At 58.4% G+C, this 17286-nt stretch carries 14 protein-coding genes and 1 pseudogene; 6 read left to right on the top strand and 9 right to left on the bottom strand.

Translation table 11 applies throughout. From position 1 onward, the window contains the following. Window positions 1–43 precede the first annotated feature (43 nt). Together EYR88_RS07320 and arr are read right to left on the bottom strand one after the other, a co-directional pair. Window positions 44–1489, bottom strand: a complete 1446-nt coding sequence (locus EYR88_RS07320; RefSeq protein WP_131088998.1) for an FAD-dependent oxidoreductase — start codon at window positions 1487–1489, stop codon at window positions 44–46. 310 nt (window positions 1490–1799) lie between these two features. Further along, a pseudogene (gene arr, locus EYR88_RS07315) lies at window positions 1800–2210 on the bottom strand (NAD(+)--rifampin ADP-ribosyltransferase). 140 nt (window positions 2211–2350) lie between these two features. Here arr and EYR88_RS07310 point away from each other — a divergent pair. Continuing rightward, on the top strand, window positions 2351–3163 hold the full coding sequence (locus EYR88_RS07310) for a shikimate 5-dehydrogenase (protein ID WP_131088997.1): 813 nt from the start codon (window positions 2351–2353) through the stop codon (window positions 3161–3163). A gap of 109 nt (window positions 3164–3272) precedes the next feature. Here EYR88_RS07310 and EYR88_RS07305 read toward each other — a convergent pair whose 3' ends face one another. The 4 genes from EYR88_RS07305 to EYR88_RS07290 form a co-directional block, all read right to left on the bottom strand. Beyond that, window positions 3273–3749, bottom strand: coding sequence for an HtaA domain-containing protein (locus EYR88_RS07305; protein ID WP_131088996.1), 477 nt, complete (start codon window positions 3747–3749; stop codon window positions 3273–3275). Window positions 3750–3813: 64 nt separating this feature from the next. Then, window positions 3814–4281 (bottom strand): hypothetical protein, encoded by a 468-nt coding sequence (locus EYR88_RS07300; RefSeq protein WP_131088995.1) that lies wholly within the window; start codon window positions 4279–4281, stop codon window positions 3814–3816. Between the two features lie 96 nt (window positions 4282–4377). Next, complete coding sequence (locus EYR88_RS07295; RefSeq protein ID WP_131088994.1) at window positions 4378–5751, bottom strand: aspartate aminotransferase family protein; 1374 nt, start codon at window positions 5749–5751, stop codon at window positions 4378–4380. A gap of 7 nt (window positions 5752–5758) precedes the next feature. Continuing rightward, the gene (locus EYR88_RS07290; protein ID WP_131088993.1) at window positions 5759–7255 is read right to left on the bottom strand and encodes a CoA-acylating methylmalonate-semialdehyde dehydrogenase; all 1497 of its coding nucleotides are present in this window, start codon (window positions 7253–7255) and stop codon (window positions 5759–5761) included. A gap of 82 nt (window positions 7256–7337) precedes the next feature. Between EYR88_RS07290 and EYR88_RS07285 the strand changes: the two genes are divergently transcribed. Together EYR88_RS07285 and EYR88_RS07280 are read left to right on the top strand one after the other, a co-directional pair. Next, window positions 7338–8864, top strand: coding sequence for a PucR family transcriptional regulator (locus EYR88_RS07285; protein WP_131088992.1), 1527 nt, complete (start codon window positions 7338–7340; stop codon window positions 8862–8864). 61 nt (window positions 8865–8925) lie between these two features. Then, window positions 8926–10614: an HNH endonuclease signature motif containing protein gene (locus tag EYR88_RS07280; protein WP_131088991.1), complete on the top strand. Its 1689-nt coding sequence runs from the start codon at window positions 8926–8928 to the stop codon at window positions 10612–10614. A 64-nt stretch (window positions 10615–10678) separates the two neighbouring features. On the opposite strand, the gene EYR88_RS07275 is transcribed toward EYR88_RS07280, so the two are convergent. The 3 genes from EYR88_RS07275 to EYR88_RS07265 form a co-directional block, all read right to left on the bottom strand. After that, window positions 10679–11737 carry an ImmA/IrrE family metallo-endopeptidase gene (locus EYR88_RS07275; RefSeq protein WP_131088990.1) on the bottom strand — a complete coding sequence of 353 codons (1059 nt, stop codon included), beginning with the start codon at window positions 11735–11737 and terminating at the stop codon, window positions 10679–10681. A 168-nt stretch (window positions 11738–11905) separates the two neighbouring features. After that, window positions 11906–13285 carry an aspartate aminotransferase family protein gene (locus EYR88_RS07270; RefSeq protein WP_131088989.1) on the bottom strand — a complete coding sequence of 460 codons (1380 nt, stop codon included), beginning with the start codon at window positions 13283–13285 and terminating at the stop codon, window positions 11906–11908. Beyond that, the gene (locus EYR88_RS07265; RefSeq protein ID WP_131088988.1) at window positions 13282–13749 is read right to left on the bottom strand and encodes an Lrp/AsnC family transcriptional regulator; all 468 of its coding nucleotides are present in this window, start codon (window positions 13747–13749) and stop codon (window positions 13282–13284) included. Before EYR88_RS07265 ends, EYR88_RS07270 begins: the two co-directional genes overlap by 4 nt. Before the next feature lie 217 nt (window positions 13750–13966). Here EYR88_RS07265 and EYR88_RS07260 point away from each other — a divergent pair, with 217 nt between their 5' ends. Genes EYR88_RS07260 through EYR88_RS07250 form a run of 3 tightly spaced genes read left to right on the top strand, consistent with a single transcriptional unit; the run spans window position 13967 to window position 17286 of the window. Beyond that, a complete protein-coding gene (locus tag EYR88_RS07260) occupies window positions 13967–15193 on the top strand; it encodes a spermidine/putrescine ABC transporter substrate-binding protein (RefSeq protein WP_131088987.1) in 1227 nt (408 codons plus the stop codon). Between the two features lie 60 nt (window positions 15194–15253). Beyond that, window positions 15254–16387, top strand: coding sequence for an ABC transporter ATP-binding protein (locus EYR88_RS07255; RefSeq protein WP_131088986.1), 1134 nt, complete (start codon window positions 15254–15256; stop codon window positions 16385–16387). Further along, window positions 16384–17286: an ABC transporter permease gene (locus tag EYR88_RS07250; protein WP_131088985.1), complete on the top strand. Its 903-nt coding sequence runs from the start codon at window positions 16384–16386 to the stop codon at window positions 17284–17286. Before EYR88_RS07255 ends, EYR88_RS07250 begins: the two co-directional genes overlap by 4 nt.

The raw sequence follows: 17286 nt of genomic DNA, 5'->3' as shown, positions 1-17286 counted from the left end.
TCAATGAAAAGTGCGGTGGTCTAGTGACGGAAAAATTCCGTCATTAGGAATCGAATCCCATGCCAATCTTGTCCATGAGGCGCAAGAATGCAGAGCGTTGTCCCTGATTGCGATCCGCTTTAATTAGGTGGTCGGTCATGAGTTTCACGCCCAGCCATGCCGCCGGTTCCGGTGGGAACGGGATGGGTTTGGTGCGCACTAACTCCAGCTCGGTCAGCTCAGTCTTTTCCCCGGCGAGCAAGTCCAGCATGACCTTCGCTCCGAAACGCGTGGCTCCGACTCCTAGCCCGGTGAAGCCGGCGCAGTAGGCTACTTTGCCTCCGTGTGTGAGATCAAAGAACGAGAAGAAACGTGAGCAGGTGTCGATGGCGCCGCCCCAAGCATGCGAGAACTTCAGCCCGTTCAACGCAGGGAAACTGCCAAAGAAGTGAGCAGCTAGTTTTTCGAAGGTCTCCGGGTTGCTGTCATAGCTTGAACGAACCTTTCCTCCAAAGTGATACACGGCGTCGTAGCCGCCGTAGAGGATACGGAAATTCCCGTCGGCGTCGATGGTTGGCCGTGAATAGTGGAAGCGGTTGTTCATGTCGGCCAAACCGACCATCTGTTCCCAACCGATGGCTTCTCGCTGCGCATCGGTGAGTGGTTCAGTCATCAGGGCGTAGTCGTAGACAGGGACGATTCGGGCTCTGTGGCGCTTGATCAATGAAGGGAAAACATTCGTAGCCAGTGCTACACGGTCTGCCAAGATTTGCCCGTCGGTGGTTAGCACCTTGATCTGCTCGTTCATTTCTACCAGTTCAGTTGCCTGCGTATTTTCGTAGAGTTCAACGCCCAGCTCGCGGCATACTCGGGCAAGCTCCCATGCCAATTTGGCCGGATGCACCAGAGCGGTGGACTGATGGTCTAACGCCCCCGCCAAGAAATCTGGTGAGTTGATAACGTTCTTGACCTGGTGTTTGTCAAGATAATCCACACCAGGTGCTTCAGCTTCCTCCGCAGCCCAAGCAATCTGATGAGCCTCGGTGGCTACGCTCAGGGAGCCCTGCCGAACAAAATCAACGTCCATGGCGTAACGCTGAACAGTGGCCTCAAAATCATCGAGGTTCTGGGCGCCGAGTTCACTGAGCAAGGCATTTTCTTTGGGCAGATGATTCTCCCCATTTGCTTCGCCGTGAACTAACGAAGCCTCACAGAACCCGCCGTTGCGACCAGAAGCCGCCCAACCAATGCGTTGGCCCTCGATAAGAACAACATGACGGTTTGGGTCTTGCTCTTTGGCCTGCAACGCAGTCCACAAACCGGTATATCCGCCTCCGACAATTAAGAGGTCAGTGGTGATGAATCCGTGCAGTGCCGGTGTTGGTTCAGGACGTCGGGCATTATCTAGCCAGTAACTGGTGTGTTTGGCTGAGGTCAGGGAAGCGGCGATGTGCTCTGCAGAAGCGGCTTCTTCGTGGCGATCAAAGGTAATGGGGTTCTGTGTGCGCATTAGTTCATTCCTTGATTAGTAGCTTCATTTTTGGGAGCTAGTAAGTCAGCGGAACGACCATAGGGCCTTGAGGTTTTGCGGTTTGTTGGGCAGACAGGATGCCAGTTGAGAGCCAGTCGGCGATCAAGGCTTATCCCTCTTCTCGGAAAAGAAGTCCGCAAAATTGAATGTGATTCATTACTCATCTAATCCTGCGGACAAACCCTTGTCAAGAGTCATGGACCAAGCGATGCAGCTTGCCACTGAATATGACAATGTGCGGATAGAACGGGCGGACGAGCCCGCGCTTGAAGTCCAATGCGAATCGTAATTAGTTGATGATTTCGCCCTTGGGGCTTTGCGCTATTGCAGCGATTCTTTCGCGCCAGGCTTGAAGTTCCGCGGGGGAGAGCCGGGTGAAGTCATGCACTTCGCGGATCACTTTTAGCGGGTGAGTACTGCGGTAGGAACGAGTCGGATTACCCGGGAATTTCTTGTCGGTGACATTGGGGTCATCCTCAAATTCGCCTGTCGGTTCAACCTCGTAAACATGAGGGGCGCCATCTATGGACGCGATTTCGGCTGCTAGCCCCGCACCGTCAGACAGCGCGGTGAAGTAGACGTGGTTCATGATGACTTCTGGCCGGTAATTCGACGGGTATCCCGCAGACGGCTAATCGCCTGGTACCAACTCTGCTTTGGTGCCGTGAAAGAACGGTCCCGATTCAAGATCCTTGCTCATAGAACCAGAGCTTAGCTAATGAGATGACGCAGGGAAAGAGCCACTCACCATGCCTCGGCCCGGCGAGCATTTGGCCGGTAATCAGCTCGTAAACACGTATATTTGGTGGTGAACCACGAACAAGCTTTGGAGATTTCCACGTGCCAATTTTGAACAAAGACATGTCCCTATGCATCTCGCTTTCGGGTCGACCATCCAACCTTGGAACCCGGTTCCATAACTACCTGTATGAAGAACTTGAACTGAACTTCATCTACAAAGCCTTCTCCACCGATGATCTTGCTGGCGCGATTGCTGGTGTCCGTGCGTTGGGTATCCGTGGCTGCTCCGTTTCCATGCCTTTCAAAGAGGACGTGATGAAACTTGTCGACGAAATTGAACCGTCTGCCGCAGCGATCGATTCGGTCAATACAATCGTGAATACCAATGGTCACTTGGTTGCTTCCAACACTGACTTTGAAGCGATCGCAACGTTGATCGCACGCCACGAGCTGGACAAGATCCACAGCGTATTGGTCCGCGGTTCCGGTGGAATGGCTAAGGCCGTCGTTGCGGCGTTCCGCGATGCAGGCTTTGAAGATGTCACCGTGCTGGCACGCAATGAAAAAGCCGGCGCCGAATTGGCTGAGAAGTATGGCTACAAGTTCGTTGCGGCAGACCCTGCCCCAGGACATCAGATTCTCGTCAACGTCACCCCGTTGGGCATGGACGGCGCACAGGCCGATACCCAGTCCTTCACCGATGAGCACATCAACGTTGCCGAAGCCGTATTTGATGTTGTCGCATTCCCGAGCCAGACACCACTGATCCTTGCCGCCCAAAAGGCTGGCAAGCCGGTAATTACTGGTGCAGAGGTCATTGCACTCCAGGCCGCAGCACAGTTCGAAAAGTACACCGGCCACTCGCTGACCGATGATCAGGTAGCGCGAGCTTCAGAGTTCTCTCGCCTGTAAGCATCAATCTGACTGTCTCATAAAGAAGAAGTGCCAGCACTGAAAATTCAGTGCTGGCACTTCTTCTTGCCTTGCTATATACGCGTTGACGAACAGTCAGGGCGCCAAGCTAGCCGCGCAGTACAACCTCAAGGTCTTCAAGCGCTTGGCCAGCTGGGTATTGGCCGTTGAAGAGTTTTGAACCGTCTTCAGTAAGAACTGCAGAGAAGCGAGTCTTGACCAAACCGAATGCACGGGAAACCGAAGTCTCAGTCAATTCAGCAATAGCCACACGCTCAGTTGCTGTATCGATGGTCAGCTTGATTGCGTCGTCTTGGTTTTCCACGCGAGGCTCAATCAGATCTAGCTTCATCATTCCGCCGTGGCCGGAGAACGAAACTTGGCCGTTAAACCACACCTCATTATCGGGAGCTTCTTCTGAAAGCGAAGCAGGGAAGACCAATGAATTGCCGGCCTGCCACACACCATTGCTAGCTTCAATGCGTCCATCAGCCAAGGAAGAAATATAACCGACGAACGAGGCCTTCAGACCCCATTCCAAATGTGGCTGGAACGGATCGCCTGTTGGCGCACCATTTCCCATCATTGTTGTCTTCCTTCCACAGATTACTGACACTAAATGCTCTGTTGATCAGTATTTCATATCTGGGTTAGCTCGTTGGCTCTGGGTTCGCTGCCAGCCGATCATTACGCGGTGCTTCATTTATTACCGGACGATAGTCATCTTCCACGGCGATCGTCGCAGGGTCAAAAGTAGTCCCGTCCGGCAGAGTGAGGGTGGCTACCGCCGAAGATCCGGTCCAATGGTGGATCTCTAATTTGGTGGGGGAGAACTCTTGCTCAATGTTGGCCTGCAGATGATCCAGGGCGCGAGCGTATCCGCTGAATCCAGCACCGAGGCAAACCACCACTAACAAAGCGGCCAAGGCTGAGGTCAGTAATTCAGTACGGATCGACGCACGGCGTGCATAGGTCTGTTCACCGTCGCGAAGCGTAGCGAACTTCTTTCGGCGCACCAGCCCATGGATCAGCACAGGTATACAAATTACGAACAAGATCACCGCGACAACTAGAAACAGCATTGGCGTGGCAAAATCTACCTTGAGGAACTCTCCCATGTATTTACCCTAGCCCTGTAGTAGTTCCACGTCACTAGATCAGATCACCTTTCCCGAGTTGTGGATTCCTCATTGTCCTCCCAAAAGCGCAAGAGGTTATTCGACAAAACTATCAGCGACGATCAGTGCTTGCTCCAGACGATCCAACGCAACAATCAGCACCTCATCTTCGATGTTCATCGCCGGCACCACATGCAACCGGTTGAAGTTAGCAAACGGTAGTAAACCGGCGTTCTTCGCTGCCGTTATCACCTGGTTCATCTCGGGGCTACTGCCACCATAGGCGGCCAGCGGTTCACGAGTCTCCCGATTCTTTACCAGTTCGATCGCCCAGAACACTCCGGTGCCACGCACTTCACCAACCGACGGGTGATCTTTGGCGAACTGTGCCAGGCGTGGCCCGATGATTTCCTCTCCCAAGCGCTGCGCATTTTCAACCATGCGCTCATCTTCCATCGCAGTGATGGTCGCGACCGCTGCGGCGCAGGCCAGGGGATGGCCCGAATAGGTTAGCCCGCCCGGGTAAGGGCGCTCGCGGAATGTCTCAAAGATCTCAGGGCTGATCGCCACTCCACCGAGCGGAACGTAGCCAGAGTTCACTCCCTTGGCGAAGGTGAGCAGATCCGGCACCACATCAAAATGATCCACGGCGAACCACTTTCCGCTGCGACCAAAGCCTGCCATCACCTCATCTGCGATGTAGACGATGCCGTGCTTCTTAGTCAGTTCACGAACCCCTTGCAGGTAACCGGGAGGTGGCAGGTAAATACCCGCGGTTCCAGGAATGGATTCAAGAATGATCGCCGCAATGGTGCCCGGGCCCTCCAGCAGGATGGTGTCCTCCAAATGCTTGAGCGCGCGCTGCGTTTCCTCTTCTAAGGTGGTGGAGTTGAAGTAGGAACGGTAAGGGTAGGCCGGGAAAAAGTGCACTACCCCGTCACTGCCCTGATCCGAGGCGAAGCGCCGAGGATCTCCGGTCAGATTCACCGCCAGCTGCGTGCCACCATGATAGGAGCGATAAGCCGAAAGCACCTTCTGCTTGCCGGTATGCACCCGCGCCATACGCACCGCATGCTCTACTGCGTCGGCCCCACCATTGGTGAAGAAGATCTTGTTCAGTTCCCCTGGGGTGTGTTTGGCGACCAGCCGGGCCGCCTCGGAGCGCGCATCGTTGACGTGCTGAGGCGCGATCGTGGCGATCTTGGCGGCCTGCTCTTGGATGGCAGCGATGACTTTGGGATGCTGATGGCCGATATTGGTATTCACCAGCTGACTGGACAGGTCGATGAGCTTGTTGCCGTCCCCGTCCCAGACATAGGACGCCTCGGTTTTTAGGATGGTCATCGGGGTAAATGGTCCCTGCGCCTGCCAGGAGTGGAAGACATGCTCACGATCCAGTTCATAGGCACGCTGCCCGGCTGCGATCTGTGCGTCGCTGATTTCTGCGTTGGCTGCTACTTGCTCGCTCATGATGCTCCTAGTCGTTCTGCGGGAAACCGAGGTTGATGCCACCGTGGCTAGGATCTAGCCAACGTTTGGTAACCACCTTATTGCGGGTAAAGAACTTAAAACCTTCGGGGCCGTAGGCATGCTGATCCCCAAAGAGTGAGGCCTTCCAGCCGCCGAAGGAGTGGTAACCCACCGGGACGGGGATCGGTACGTTGACCCCGACCATGCCCACCTGAATCTCGTCCTCAAAGCGGCGGGCCGCCCCGCCGTCATTGGTGAAAATCGCGGTGCCATTGCCGTATGGCGAGGCGTTGATCAGTTCGATGCCCTCGTTGAAGGACTGGACGCGCACCACCGAAAGCACCGGGCCGAAGATCTCGTCCGTGTAGATGGACATGTTGGTGCCGACCTTATCGAACAGCGTCGGGTGCAGGAAGAAGCCTTCACCCTCGGCATCCACGGTGCCGGTGCGACCATCAACCACCAGGTCCGCTCCCGCCTCGATTCCGGCATCGATGTAGCCGGCCACCTTGGCCTTGTGCTCACCGGTGATCAGCGGGCCCATATCGCAGCCGCGGGTTCCATCACCCACGCGCAGCGTCTTGGCGCGCTCGGCGATCTTGGCCACCAGCTCATCGGCGATCGAATCGATGGCCACCACCACGGAGATCGCCATGCAGCGCTCTCCGGCGGCGCCAAATCCGGCATTCACCGCCATATCGGCGGCCAGATCCAGGTCGGCATCGGGCAAGACCAGCATGTGGTTTTTCGCCCCGCCAAAGGCCTGGACACGCTTGTTATGCGCGGTGCCGGTGGCGTACACGTATTGGGCGATCGGGGTGGAACCAACAAAGGACACCGAGCTCACCCGCGGGTCGGTCAAGAGAGTATCCACCGATTCCTTATCTCCATGCACCACGTTGAACACGCCTTCCGGGCCGCCGGCCTCGGCAAAAAGTTGGGCAAGCCAGATGGCGGCCGAAGGATCCTTCTCCGATGGTTTAAGCACCACGGTATTACCTGCGGCGATCGCGACCGGGAAGAACCACAGCGGCACCATGGCCGGGAAGTTAAACGGCGAGATGATCGCTGCCACGCCGACCGGCTGGCGCAGCGAGTGCACGTCCACCCCGGTGGAAGCGTTTTGCGAGTATTCACCCTTCAGCAGATACGGCGCGTTGCAGCACAGCTCCACGACTTCCAGGCCGCGGGCCACTTCACCGAGGGCGTCGTCCAGCACCTTGCCGTGCTCGGCGGTGATGATCGCGGCCAGCTCGCCCTTGCGCTCGGTCAGCAACTGGCGGAAGTTGAACATGATGGCGGTGCGCCGTGCCAGCGAGGTGTCGCGCCACTTAGGGAACGCCGCGGCGGCGGCAGAGATGGCCAGCTCGGTGGTGGCCTTGGAGGCCAGCTGCACGGTGCGGGCCACTTCACCGGTGGCCGGGTTGTAGATCTTGCCGGTGCGATCTTGAGTCGACGTGGCGGCGTTATTAATCCAGTGCTGCAGGTTTTCGGTAGGTGTCATGGCTTCATCATGGTCGAGAAAAGTGAGTCAGAACACCGGCACTATGTCATGATTTAAGCTCGATCGATGACGGAGTGTAAAAATGCTGACGGTTAATGAGGTGCTGTCCCTGCCCATCGTGCAAGGCGCAGAACCCGAAGTGCTCTGCGCTGACGGCCTGGACGCCGAACTGCGCTGGGTGCACGTTACCGAATCCAGCGAAAACATCGCACTACTGCTCGGCGGAGAACTGGTCCTCACCACCCTGCGCAACGTGAGCCACGTCCGCGAATTTATCACCGCCCTGCGCACCGCCGGCGCATCCGGGGTCATCATCGAAAACACCAGCGGCAGCAATTTTTCCGTCGCCGATCTGGGCTTACCGGTGATCGTACTGCGCCGCCAGACCCGCTTTGTGGCCATCACCGAGGTCATCCACCAACTCTTGGTCGCCCAACAGCTTGAAGCCGTGCAATTTTCTCGCACCGTGCACGAAATCTACACCGAGCTCTCACTCAAAGAGGCGGACGAAGCGCAAATTGTCACCCGCACCGCCGCACTACTGGACGCCCCGGTGGTCCTAGAAGATGTCCGCCACCGGGTCTTGGCGCACGCCGGCGCGCAACTTGATGACTGGATCAACCGCTCCAAATTTGTCGGCTTCCTGGAGCACACCGGGCGCAGCACGGGGGCGGAAAACTGGTTGCAAACTCCGGTGGGGGCGGCCCGCCGACGCTGGGGCCGGCTGATCGTCCCCACCGAATTAGCGGACGATGAACGTGCGGCCATGGTCCTTGAGCGTGCCGGGCAGGCGCTGACCATCACCCGCCTGTCCGGGCGCGATGAACGCGAACTGCTCTACCAAACCCGCACCGCCACCTTGCACGAGCTGATCGCCGGACATAACTACAGCGACAAGGAGCTGGCCAGCCGGACCCAAGCCTTGGGCCTGACCGCCACCGCCTACTACGTGCCGGTGGTCATTTCCAGCAGCGCGGCAGCCACGGCCACCCAAACTCAGCTGGCTGACCGTGCCCTGCTTGAAGTGCTCGATCAGCTCGCCGACACCCTGCACCTGGGCTTCCTCGCGGGTCTGCTTAAACCCGGGTACTTAGGGCTGATCCTGCCGTTGCGCGCCCGCGAATTACTGGACTCCACCCTGCAAGGATTCACCCGCCGCTTGGCCGAAGAACACAGTTCCCCGCTGGCCATCGGGGTGGGTTCCGAAGGCAACCTGCGCACCGCCATCACCGGGCTGGAACAGGCGCGAGCGGTGAGCGAAATTGTGCCGCACCTACCCACGCGCGCCCGCCCCTATTACCGCTTTGCCGACCTGCGCCTGCGCGGGGTTTTATCTGCCATGGGCAACGACTCGCGGATGCGCGCCTTTGCCCACGCCGAACTGGCCGGGTTGCTGGACCCGCTCGATGAACCCGCACTTGACCTGCTCGAACTCTACCTCGCGCACGGCGGCAACAAGTCCGCCCTAGCTAAGGCCGGCTATCTCTCGCGCCCCACGCTCTACACGCGCTTAGCCAAGCTCGAAGCCAAACTAGGGGTGGGGCTGCACTCCGCCGAATCCCGAGCCAGCTTGCAAGTTGCATTGCTCTGGCACCGCCTGCACGGCTAGTTCTCCACATCCCGCCCCGCGGTTTCTGCGCGCGCTTGCGCCCCGGCGCACACTGACAAACATGAGCACAGCAACCGCCCAAGCGCTACAAGATCTGGCCACGGCCAACAAGCTTTACGCGTCCGCTACTGCTGTGCTTTCAACCTCCGAACTTCCGGCCGGGCACGCTGCCTACTTCGTGTTGGCCACCGAAAACCATGCCTCCGTCCAGTCGCGCGCCCAGCTGCACGCCGCCCACGCACTACGCACTTCCGGCGCCCACAAACTCGACCAAACTTCCCTGCAAATCATCGCCGATCTCGGCGCCGAACCGAGCGTGGAGCAGCTGATCGCCGCCGAAGGGCACACCACCATGGGGCGCACGCACTACCGCTCCGCCCGCGCCATGATGCATGACTGGCTGGACATCCCGTGCAGCACGGTGAACGATCGGCTGGTTCAGGCCGACTGCCTCATCGGCGGCATCGACGAGTCCGGCGCACCGCTTCCGCCCTGGCTGCCCAAGCTCTCGCAGCAATTCGCCAACCCGGAAGTTGATCCTCGCCTGGTGTTGGCCACCGCGACCAAGCTGCATTCGGTCCGCAAAGACCTGGATGACGGCGCGGCGGGCGAGGCCCAAAAAGAGCAGCTCGAATCCCAAGCCCTGCAGATGATTGACGGCGAACCCAAGTCAGCCCGCAAGCACATTGGCGAACTCGTCGCGCAGGTCAAAGCCGGCAAGCGACCGCTCAAGGCACTGCTTGAGGAGGTCGGGCTCTACCGCCGAGGCCTGCGCAAAGGCCTAGTTGAGTACATCCTGCGCGTCCTGCCCTCACAGGCGGCGGTGATTGAGGCTTTCTTTGCGGCCTTGGCCAACCCGTCCACGCTGGCCGGCAACCGCGACGCCTTGCAAGATACCGAGGCTGAATTCACCGGCGAGCAAGGCTCCGGCTGGGATGACGAATCGACCAAACCCGACTGGGCCCGGCAGGACTCTTCCTCCACCGACCCGCCGCCCGATCCGCCTGATCCGGGCGACGCGCCCGCCGACCCACCAGCTCCACCTGCTCCACAGGCCGACCCGCAGCCAGCGTGGGAAGACTTGAAGCCGGAGCGAAGGCGCCTGATCGGAGTGATGGCGTTGTTGATGGCCGATCATTCATCTCGAACCGCACAAGACACCGGCACCCGAAAAGGTTTGGCAACAGGTCAAGTCAGCGTCATTTTGGATTACGAAAAAATGATGGCAGGAGCCGAAAAATATGCAGTCAGCTCTTCGGGATTTACCCTCGCCCCCGGCGAAGTGCGCGCGATAATGTGTTCGGCGGGAATCTACCCGGTCATCCTCAACGGCAAATCGCTACCACTAGACCTTGGCCGCAGCCAACGCCTGTTCTCCAAAGCCCAGAGCAGAGCTCTACGCGCTGCCTATCGAGGATGCTCTTACCCGGGCTGCTCCATGCCCGTTGAACGATGCGAGCTCGACCATCTTGACGCCTGGGAAAAAGGTGGCGCCACGGATATCAATTCGGCCGCCCTGGGCTGTCCGGTCCATCACGTCGAACGTCATTGCGGCTTGTTCCACGCGGTGAAAATCCCGGGCTGTCGACCGATGGTACTACTGCCCGAGGCCTTGGATCCGGAACAAAAATTGCGGGTCAACACGTATTTCATGACGCCCGACGAGGCCATCAAGGCCGACCAGCTCGCCGATCGGATGACGGAATTATGGCGTGCCGGCGAGCTCCAAGTAGAAATCGTCGGCCCCTGAAGCCTGGCCCCGAAGCCGCCCCTGAAACAAGCCTCGAATCCCCCTATAGCCGGCCCGCCCTCAGCTACAGCGCGTGCAAATGCCCGCGGATACTCTCCCCAGGATCCTGCTGATTTTCGCCGGTGAGCAAAACAAAAGCCTGCCCAAAAGTCAGTTCGTGAATATGCTGTTCGGTCAGGCCCAATTCCTGGGCGATTCGCGCGGTACTGGCCCGGTGGTCAAACTGTAGTGAAGGGAAGACCAGCGAGAAGACCCGCGAGGTTTCCGGCGCGCTGTTGCGCACCGGCTCAAGCAGCATCTCTTGGCATAGCCAGGTGTAGGTGCTTTCGCCCAGCACCCCACACGCTCGAGCATGAGCCAGTATCACCGTGGCCGGCACCCCAAAATGTTTTTCAAGCGTGAGCAATTGAGGAATCTGCAAAAGGTTCGAGACCCGAATCTGCAAGGACAACGCCGGCATGAGCAGGTGCGCGGCGAATTGATCGGCCTCCAACTCAGCGTAGGCGATGTGATCGGCATTTCGGCTCAGCGACGAGTGCAGTACCAGGTGCCCCAGCTCATGGGCCAACGCAAAGCGTTGCCCCGCACTAGTGCCCGAGGCCAGGAAGATGAACGCTTGGCCCTCTTCCCAGAAGCTGAAGGTTTTCACCGCGTCGAGCTCGGCGGGCAAACTGAGCACCCTCACCCCGTGAGATTCAAGCAGGTGCAGTACGTCGGGTAACGCCCCGCAGCCAAGATCCCAGTCCAAACGCAATTGTGCTGCCGCGTCAGCCGGGTTGTAGCCGGTCAGTTCCGGCACTTCGGTCTGTGGCAAATGGAAAGTTTGGGTGATCAGTCGGTATAGCTCCACACCGGTGCGCCCGGCGGCCGCTGCGGCGAGCTTCTGCGCGTTGCTGGTACGTCGCGGACTGCGGAAGAAGATCCGTTCAGCGTCGATCCCGGAGGTGGCGGGAAGGCGGAAAAATTGCTCGGCACAACCTAGCGTCTGCGCCAACGCAGTACTCAATTTTTCGGGGGCCTGGGCCAGTTCCCGCTCGCCCACGCCCAGTGACGCGGCCAGCGCTGACCTGCTCAGTGCCACACGTTCACGTGCGAGCCTGATTCGGGTCGGTTCCAGTGTCATGAGGTTCCTGCCATCTTCCAAAAGGCGATCTTGATCGTCCAATGACCTCAGACTAGTGGCCTATGACACAAAGCACCAATTGAGCGACAAACCGTGAAGAACCGCCGCTTCATATGACGCTGACTTGCAGATTTATGGCCCGCAGGCAGATCCTGCGGGCCAAATGGGTTAGATCTTGTTGACCGCTTCTTTCAGCACGGTGCGCAAGATCGATTCAATCTGGTCGAACTCGGGTTGTCCGATGGTGATCGGTGGCGCCAGCTGGATCACCGGGTCTCCGCGGTCATCGGCTCGGCAGTAAAGACCCGCCTCCCACAAAGCAGGGGAGAGGTAGCCGCGTAGCAGTCGCTCGGACTCTTCGTCGTTGAAGGTCTGCTTTGTTGCCTTGTCCTTGACTAGCTCGATCCCATAGAAGTAGCCGGCCCCGCGCACGTCGCCCACAATGTCCAGGTCGCGCAGCTTATCTAGGGTCGATTTGAAATTGTCGGCGTTGTTTTTGACGTTCTCGTTCAGCCCCTCGCGTTCGAAGATGTCCAAATTGGCCATCGCGACGGCAGCGGCGACCGGGTGCCCACCGAAGGTATAGCCGTGGTAAAAGGTGGTGTCTCCCTTGGTGAACGGTTCAAAGAGCTTGTCCGACACAACCATCACACCAAGCGGTACATAACCACTGGTCAGGGCCTTTGCCGAGGTGATGATGTCGGGGACAAAGCCGAAGTCATTGCAGGCGAACATCGAGCCGATGCGTCCGAACGCGCAGATGGTTTCATCGGAGACCAGCAGCACGTCGTGCTCGTCGCAGATTTCGCGCACCCGATCAAAGTAGCCAGGTGGCGGCGGGAAGCAGCCGCCGGAATTCTGCACTGGCTCCAAAAAGACGGCAGCAACGGTGTCCGGGCCTTCAAATTCGATGGCTTCGCGAATACGCTCCGCGGCCCAGAGTCCAAAGTCCTTCTCATTGTCGGCGAACATTTCTGGCGCCCGGTAGAAGTTGGTATTTGGCACCCGGAAGGTGCCCGGAACCAGCGGTTCAAAGGGAGTTTTCATATCCGGCAGCGAGGTGATGGCCAGGGCGCCTTGCGGGGTGCCGTGATAGGCCAAAGCGCGGGAGATGACCTTGGTCTTGCCAGGCTTGCCCTTCATTTTGAAGTGCTGCTTGGCTAATTTGAAGGCCGATTCCACCGCTTCGCCACCGCCGGTGGTGAAGAACACGCGGTTGAGGTCTCCCGGGGCGTAACTGGCAAGACGTTCAGCCAGGTCAATCGCTGGTTCATGGGCGTAGGACCACAGTGGCATGAAGGCCAGCTTTTCTGCCTGCTTGGCCATCGCTTCGGCCAGTTCGGCTCGGCCGTGACCCGCGTTAACCACAAACAGACCGGAGAGCCCGTCAAAGTACTCACGACCGGCGTCGTCGTAAATCTTGTGCCCCTGCCCGCGCGAAATGATCGGAACGTGGCCACCCTGTGCGATGGAAGAGTGCCGGGCCATGTGCATCCAAAGGTGATCGCGAGCTGCTTGCTGGCGATCGGTACCGCGTGGTGTGTTCATCGTGTTCCCCAGTTGTATTCCTGTTTTTTCAGTGAAAGGTACGTGAAGGTATTGGTGCTGAGCACGCCGTCGATCCCGCGGATGGTGCCAATCACGCGCAAGAGGTCTTCGTCGTTAGAGCAGATGACCTCGGCGAGAATGTCGGCGGTTCCGGTGGTCACCAGGCAATAGTCGACTTCTGGCAGTTCGGCGATGCGATCGGCGGTGCCGTTGATGTCTTGATTGGCGACAATGCTGATCATTGCCTGGCGGGTGAAGCCCAGTTCCAATGGGTTGGTGACTGCGACGATTTGCATAACGCGACTCTCGACCAGCTTCTGCACGCGTTGGCGTACCGCTGCTTCGCTCAGGCCCACTGCTTTGCCGATGGCGGCATAGGAACGACGCCCGTCTTCCTGCAGCTGTTCGATGATCTCCTTGGAAATTTCGTCGATGACCTGTGCTGAGTGCGAGGGTAACGTCATATCGACCTCCTTGGGTCTTGGGGGCTTTGAACCGACCCTACAGCCACTGATTCAGTTGCGAAAGGGGGTATTTTGTAAGTTTCTCGTTTCCGGTTCGTTAAATACCTGAGGAATCTTTTGTTTAGCTCTTGTTTGACTTTTGTATAGCTGACAGGATGAACGACATCAGTTTCCTATGTGACCGATCTCATTTTCACGATGCAAAAGGACGGATGCCATGTCGCACTCGCAACGACGACTACCGCAAGATCCTCAAGTTCGAGCACTGGTCCAAGCCATGGGTCAACGCAGCTTTTCTCGCCGGTCCGTGCTGTCCACCGCAGGCGCGTTAGGGCTGACCGGCCTGCTGGCTGCCTGTGGCACCGGCGGCTCCAAGGACACCAAGACCGAGGCGGTGGTGACCGATCTTTCCGAGTCCGATCAGAGTGTGAACTGGGCCAACTGGACCCTGTACCTAGACTACGACGACAAAAAGAAGACCTACCCGACCCTCGACGCGTTCACCAAGAAGACCGGCATCAAGGTCAACTACGCAGAGGACATCGACGGCAACGATTCGTACTACGGCAAGGTGCAGGGGCAGCTTAAGGCCGGCCAGGACATCGGCCAAGACATCGTGACGCTCACCGACTGGATGGCTGGGCGGTTGATTCGTCAGGGGTACGCCCAGGAACTGAACCTGGATAACATCCCGAACGCAGCGAACCTGCTGCCAAGCTTGCAGAACGTCGATTTTGATCCAGGGCGCAAACATTCGCTGACCTGGCAGACCGGTTACGCGGGCATCGCCTGGAATAAGAAGGCTTTCCCCAAGGGTCTGAAGTCCCTGGATGACCTCTGGGATCCAGCGCTGAAGGGCCGGGTCACCGTGCTGGATGAAATGCGCGACACCATGGGGCTATTGATGTTGCAAAACGGTGTGGATGTGGCCGGAAAATGGGGCGAATCTGAGTTTGGTGCGGCCACCGACGTGCTGCGCAAGAATATCGACAACGGCCAGATTCGCCAGGTCAAGGGCAACTCCTATAAGCAGGACTTCATCTCCGGGGACGCGATCGCAGGCATTGTGTGGTCCGGTGACGTGGTGCAAATGAATTTTGAGAACGACGACCAGTGGGAGTTCATCCTGCCTGAAGCCGGCGGCACCCTGTGGAGTGACAACCTGATGGTTCCGGTGGCCTCGCCGCACAAGACCAATGCGGAGAAGCTGATGGATTTCTACTACGATCCGGCCGTGGCCGCCGAGGTCGCCGCCTATGTGAACTACATTTGCCCGGTGGTCGGCGCCAAAGAAGAGATGGAGAAGATCGATCCGGAGCTGGTGAACAACCCGCTGATTTTCCCTACCGATCAGGACCTGGCCAAAGCACATGTCTTCCGCTCGCTGGAGCCAGACGAGGAATCAACGCTGGCAACTCAATTCCAGAACGCGATCGGCGCCTAAGATGCACAATCAAAGATCGCACGGGCAGAACCGCGGGCAGCATAAGGACGTGATAGGGGTATGACCACTTTGGCTCAACATACACAGAGCCCCGTAACTTCGGGTGCTGACCTCGAACTTTCGGGCATTAGCAAACGCTTCGCCAGCTTCAGCGCGGTGGAAAACCTGGACCTACTGGTTCCAGCGGGAACATTTTTTGCCTTGCTGGGGCCCTCGGGCTGCGGCAAATCCACCACCTTGAGAATGATCGCAGGACTCGAAGCTCCGAGCGAAGGCAGCATTTTGATCGGCGGGCAGGACGTCACCGCACTGCCCAGCCACCGCCGCGAAGTTAATACCGTTTTCCAGTCCTATGCGTTGTTCCCGCACTTGTCGGTGCTGGAAAATGTGGCCTTTGGGCTCAAGCGCAAAAAGGACAAACAGGCGATTGACAAGGCGCGGACGGGTCTGGAGCTTGTTGAGCTCGCGCACCTGGCCAACCGCAAACCTGCGCAACTCTCCGGAGGTCAGCAACAGCGCGTGGCCCTAGCCAGGGCGCTGGTTAATCGCCCGCAGGTGTTGTTACTTGATGAGCCGCTCGGCGCGCTGGATATGAAATTGCGCCGGCAAATGCAGCTGGAACTGAAGAAGATCCAGACCGAGGTGGGGCTGACCTTCATCCACGTCACCCACGACCAGGAAGAGGCCATGACCATGGCCGACGTGGTCGCGGTGATGAACGGCGGGCGGATCGAACAAATGGGTCCGCCGCGCGAACTGTACGAATTGCCACGCACCGCTTTTGTGGCCAACTTCTTGGGCAAATCCAACTTGATGCGCGGCACGGTCAGCGCAGTGACGGATGGCATGCTCAGCGTGGAAGTTGTCGGGCGCACCATCTTGCTTCCAGCTGAGCGCGCGGTGCAAACCGAGGGAGACGTGGTGGTCGGTGTCCGCCCAGAAAAGATCACCATCGACCGAAACCCAGTTGATGGGCAGAATCAGCTCACCGGTACTGTCGTGGACGTTTCCTTCACCGGCACCACCACGGAATACCTCGTGGACGTCGCGCAAATCGGCCTGATCGGCACCTTCACGCAGAACCGTGGCCAGCAACCGGCGGCAGAAGGTGACACGGTGTTCCTTGGGTGGGAAGCTGAGCACTCCTTCGGGCTGGCCGGGGATGAACGTGTGGACGCAGGGGTCGAGTCATGAGCGTCGATCTGCGTAGCAAGGACGAGCTACGGGCAGAAAAACGCAAAAACCGCACTGGCATTTTTCTGATCACTCCCGGGTTGTTGGTCCTGGCTTTGTTCTTCGCTCTGCCCGTGGTGATCCTGCTGGCGATGAGCCTGTACTCCAAACCACCCGGCGCGGAGGTCGGCGAATTTGTGCCGGGCCTGCAGTTCAGCAATTACGCGACGGTGCTTTCGGCCTACTGGCCAGAGCTCTTGCGTTCCTTCTGGTTTGCGCTGATCTCCACCGTGCTGGCATTGCTGATCGGCTTCCCGATGGCTTACCTGGTGGCCGTACGGTTGCGCGAAAAAACCCTGTTGCAAGGCATCTTGCTGGTCCTGTTGATCGCCCCGTTTTTCTCCAGCTTTATCCTGCGCACCCAGGCCTGGAAGCAGATCCTGGCCGATGAAGGATTTGTGGCGCAGACGCTGAAATTCATCGCGATCCTACCCGCGGACGGACACCTGACGGCCACTCCCTTTGCGGTGGTGGCCGGCCTGACCTACAACTTCCTGCCCTTTATGGTGTTGCCGATCTATGCGAACCTCGGCCGGCTTGATACCCGGTTGTTGGAGGCCTCCGGGGATCTGTACGCCAGCCCGATCACCTCCTTTGCCAAGATCACGCTGCCGATGAGCGCGCCGGGTGTTTTTGCTGGCACCTTGCTGACCTTCATTCCGGCCGCTGGCGACTACGTGAACTCGGCGTTGCTGGGCAATAACCGAGATACCACGATGATCGGCCAGGTTATTGACTCACGGTTCTTCAAAATCATCGACTACCCGGGCGCTGCGGCGCTGAGTTTTGTGCTGATGGTTTCGATCCTCATTCTGGTCACGATCTATATCCGCCGCTTTGGCACCGAGGAGTTGATGTAG

Source organism: Arthrobacter sp. S41, from assembly GCF_004320535.1.
Classification (GTDB): Bacteria; Actinomycetota; Actinomycetes; order Actinomycetales; family Micrococcaceae; genus Glutamicibacter.
This window is presented reverse-complemented; position numbering and strand designations above follow the sequence as displayed.

Coding starts and splice junctions, on each gene's coding strand:
- EYR88_RS07320 (WP_131088998.1), bottom strand. CDS start 1,489: ATGCGCACACAGAACCCCATTACCTTTGATCGCCACGAAGAAGCCGCT.
- EYR88_RS07305 (WP_131088996.1), bottom strand. CDS start 3,749: ATGATGGGAAATGGTGCGCCAACAGGCGATCCGTTCCAGCCACATTTG.
- EYR88_RS07300 (WP_131088995.1), bottom strand. CDS start 4,281: ATGGGAGAGTTCCTCAAGGTAGATTTTGCCACGCCAATGCTGTTTCTA.
- EYR88_RS07295 (WP_131088994.1), bottom strand. CDS start 5,751: ATGAGCGAGCAAGTAGCAGCCAACGCAGAAATCAGCGACGCACAGATC.
- EYR88_RS07290 (WP_131088993.1), bottom strand. CDS start 7,255: ATGACACCTACCGAAAACCTGCAGCACTGGATTAATAACGCCGCCACG.
- EYR88_RS07285 (WP_131088992.1), top strand. CDS start 7,338: ATGCTGACGGTTAATGAGGTGCTGTCCCTGCCCATCGTGCAAGGCGCA.
- EYR88_RS07280 (WP_131088991.1), top strand. CDS start 8,926: ATGAGCACAGCAACCGCCCAAGCGCTACAAGATCTGGCCACGGCCAAC.
- EYR88_RS07275 (WP_131088990.1), bottom strand. CDS start 11,737: ATGACACTGGAACCGACCCGAATCAGGCTCGCACGTGAACGTGTGGCA.
- EYR88_RS07270 (WP_131088989.1), bottom strand. CDS start 13,285: ATGAACACACCACGCGGTACCGATCGCCAGCAAGCAGCTCGCGATCAC.
- EYR88_RS07265 (WP_131088988.1), bottom strand. CDS start 13,749: ATGACGTTACCCTCGCACTCAGCACAGGTCATCGACGAAATTTCCAAG.
- EYR88_RS07260 (WP_131088987.1), top strand. CDS start 13,967: ATGTCGCACTCGCAACGACGACTACCGCAAGATCCTCAAGTTCGAGCA.
- EYR88_RS07255 (WP_131088986.1), top strand. CDS start 15,254: ATGACCACTTTGGCTCAACATACACAGAGCCCCGTAACTTCGGGTGCT.
- EYR88_RS07250 (WP_131088985.1), top strand. CDS start 16,384: ATGAGCGTCGATCTGCGTAGCAAGGACGAGCTACGGGCAGAAAAACGC.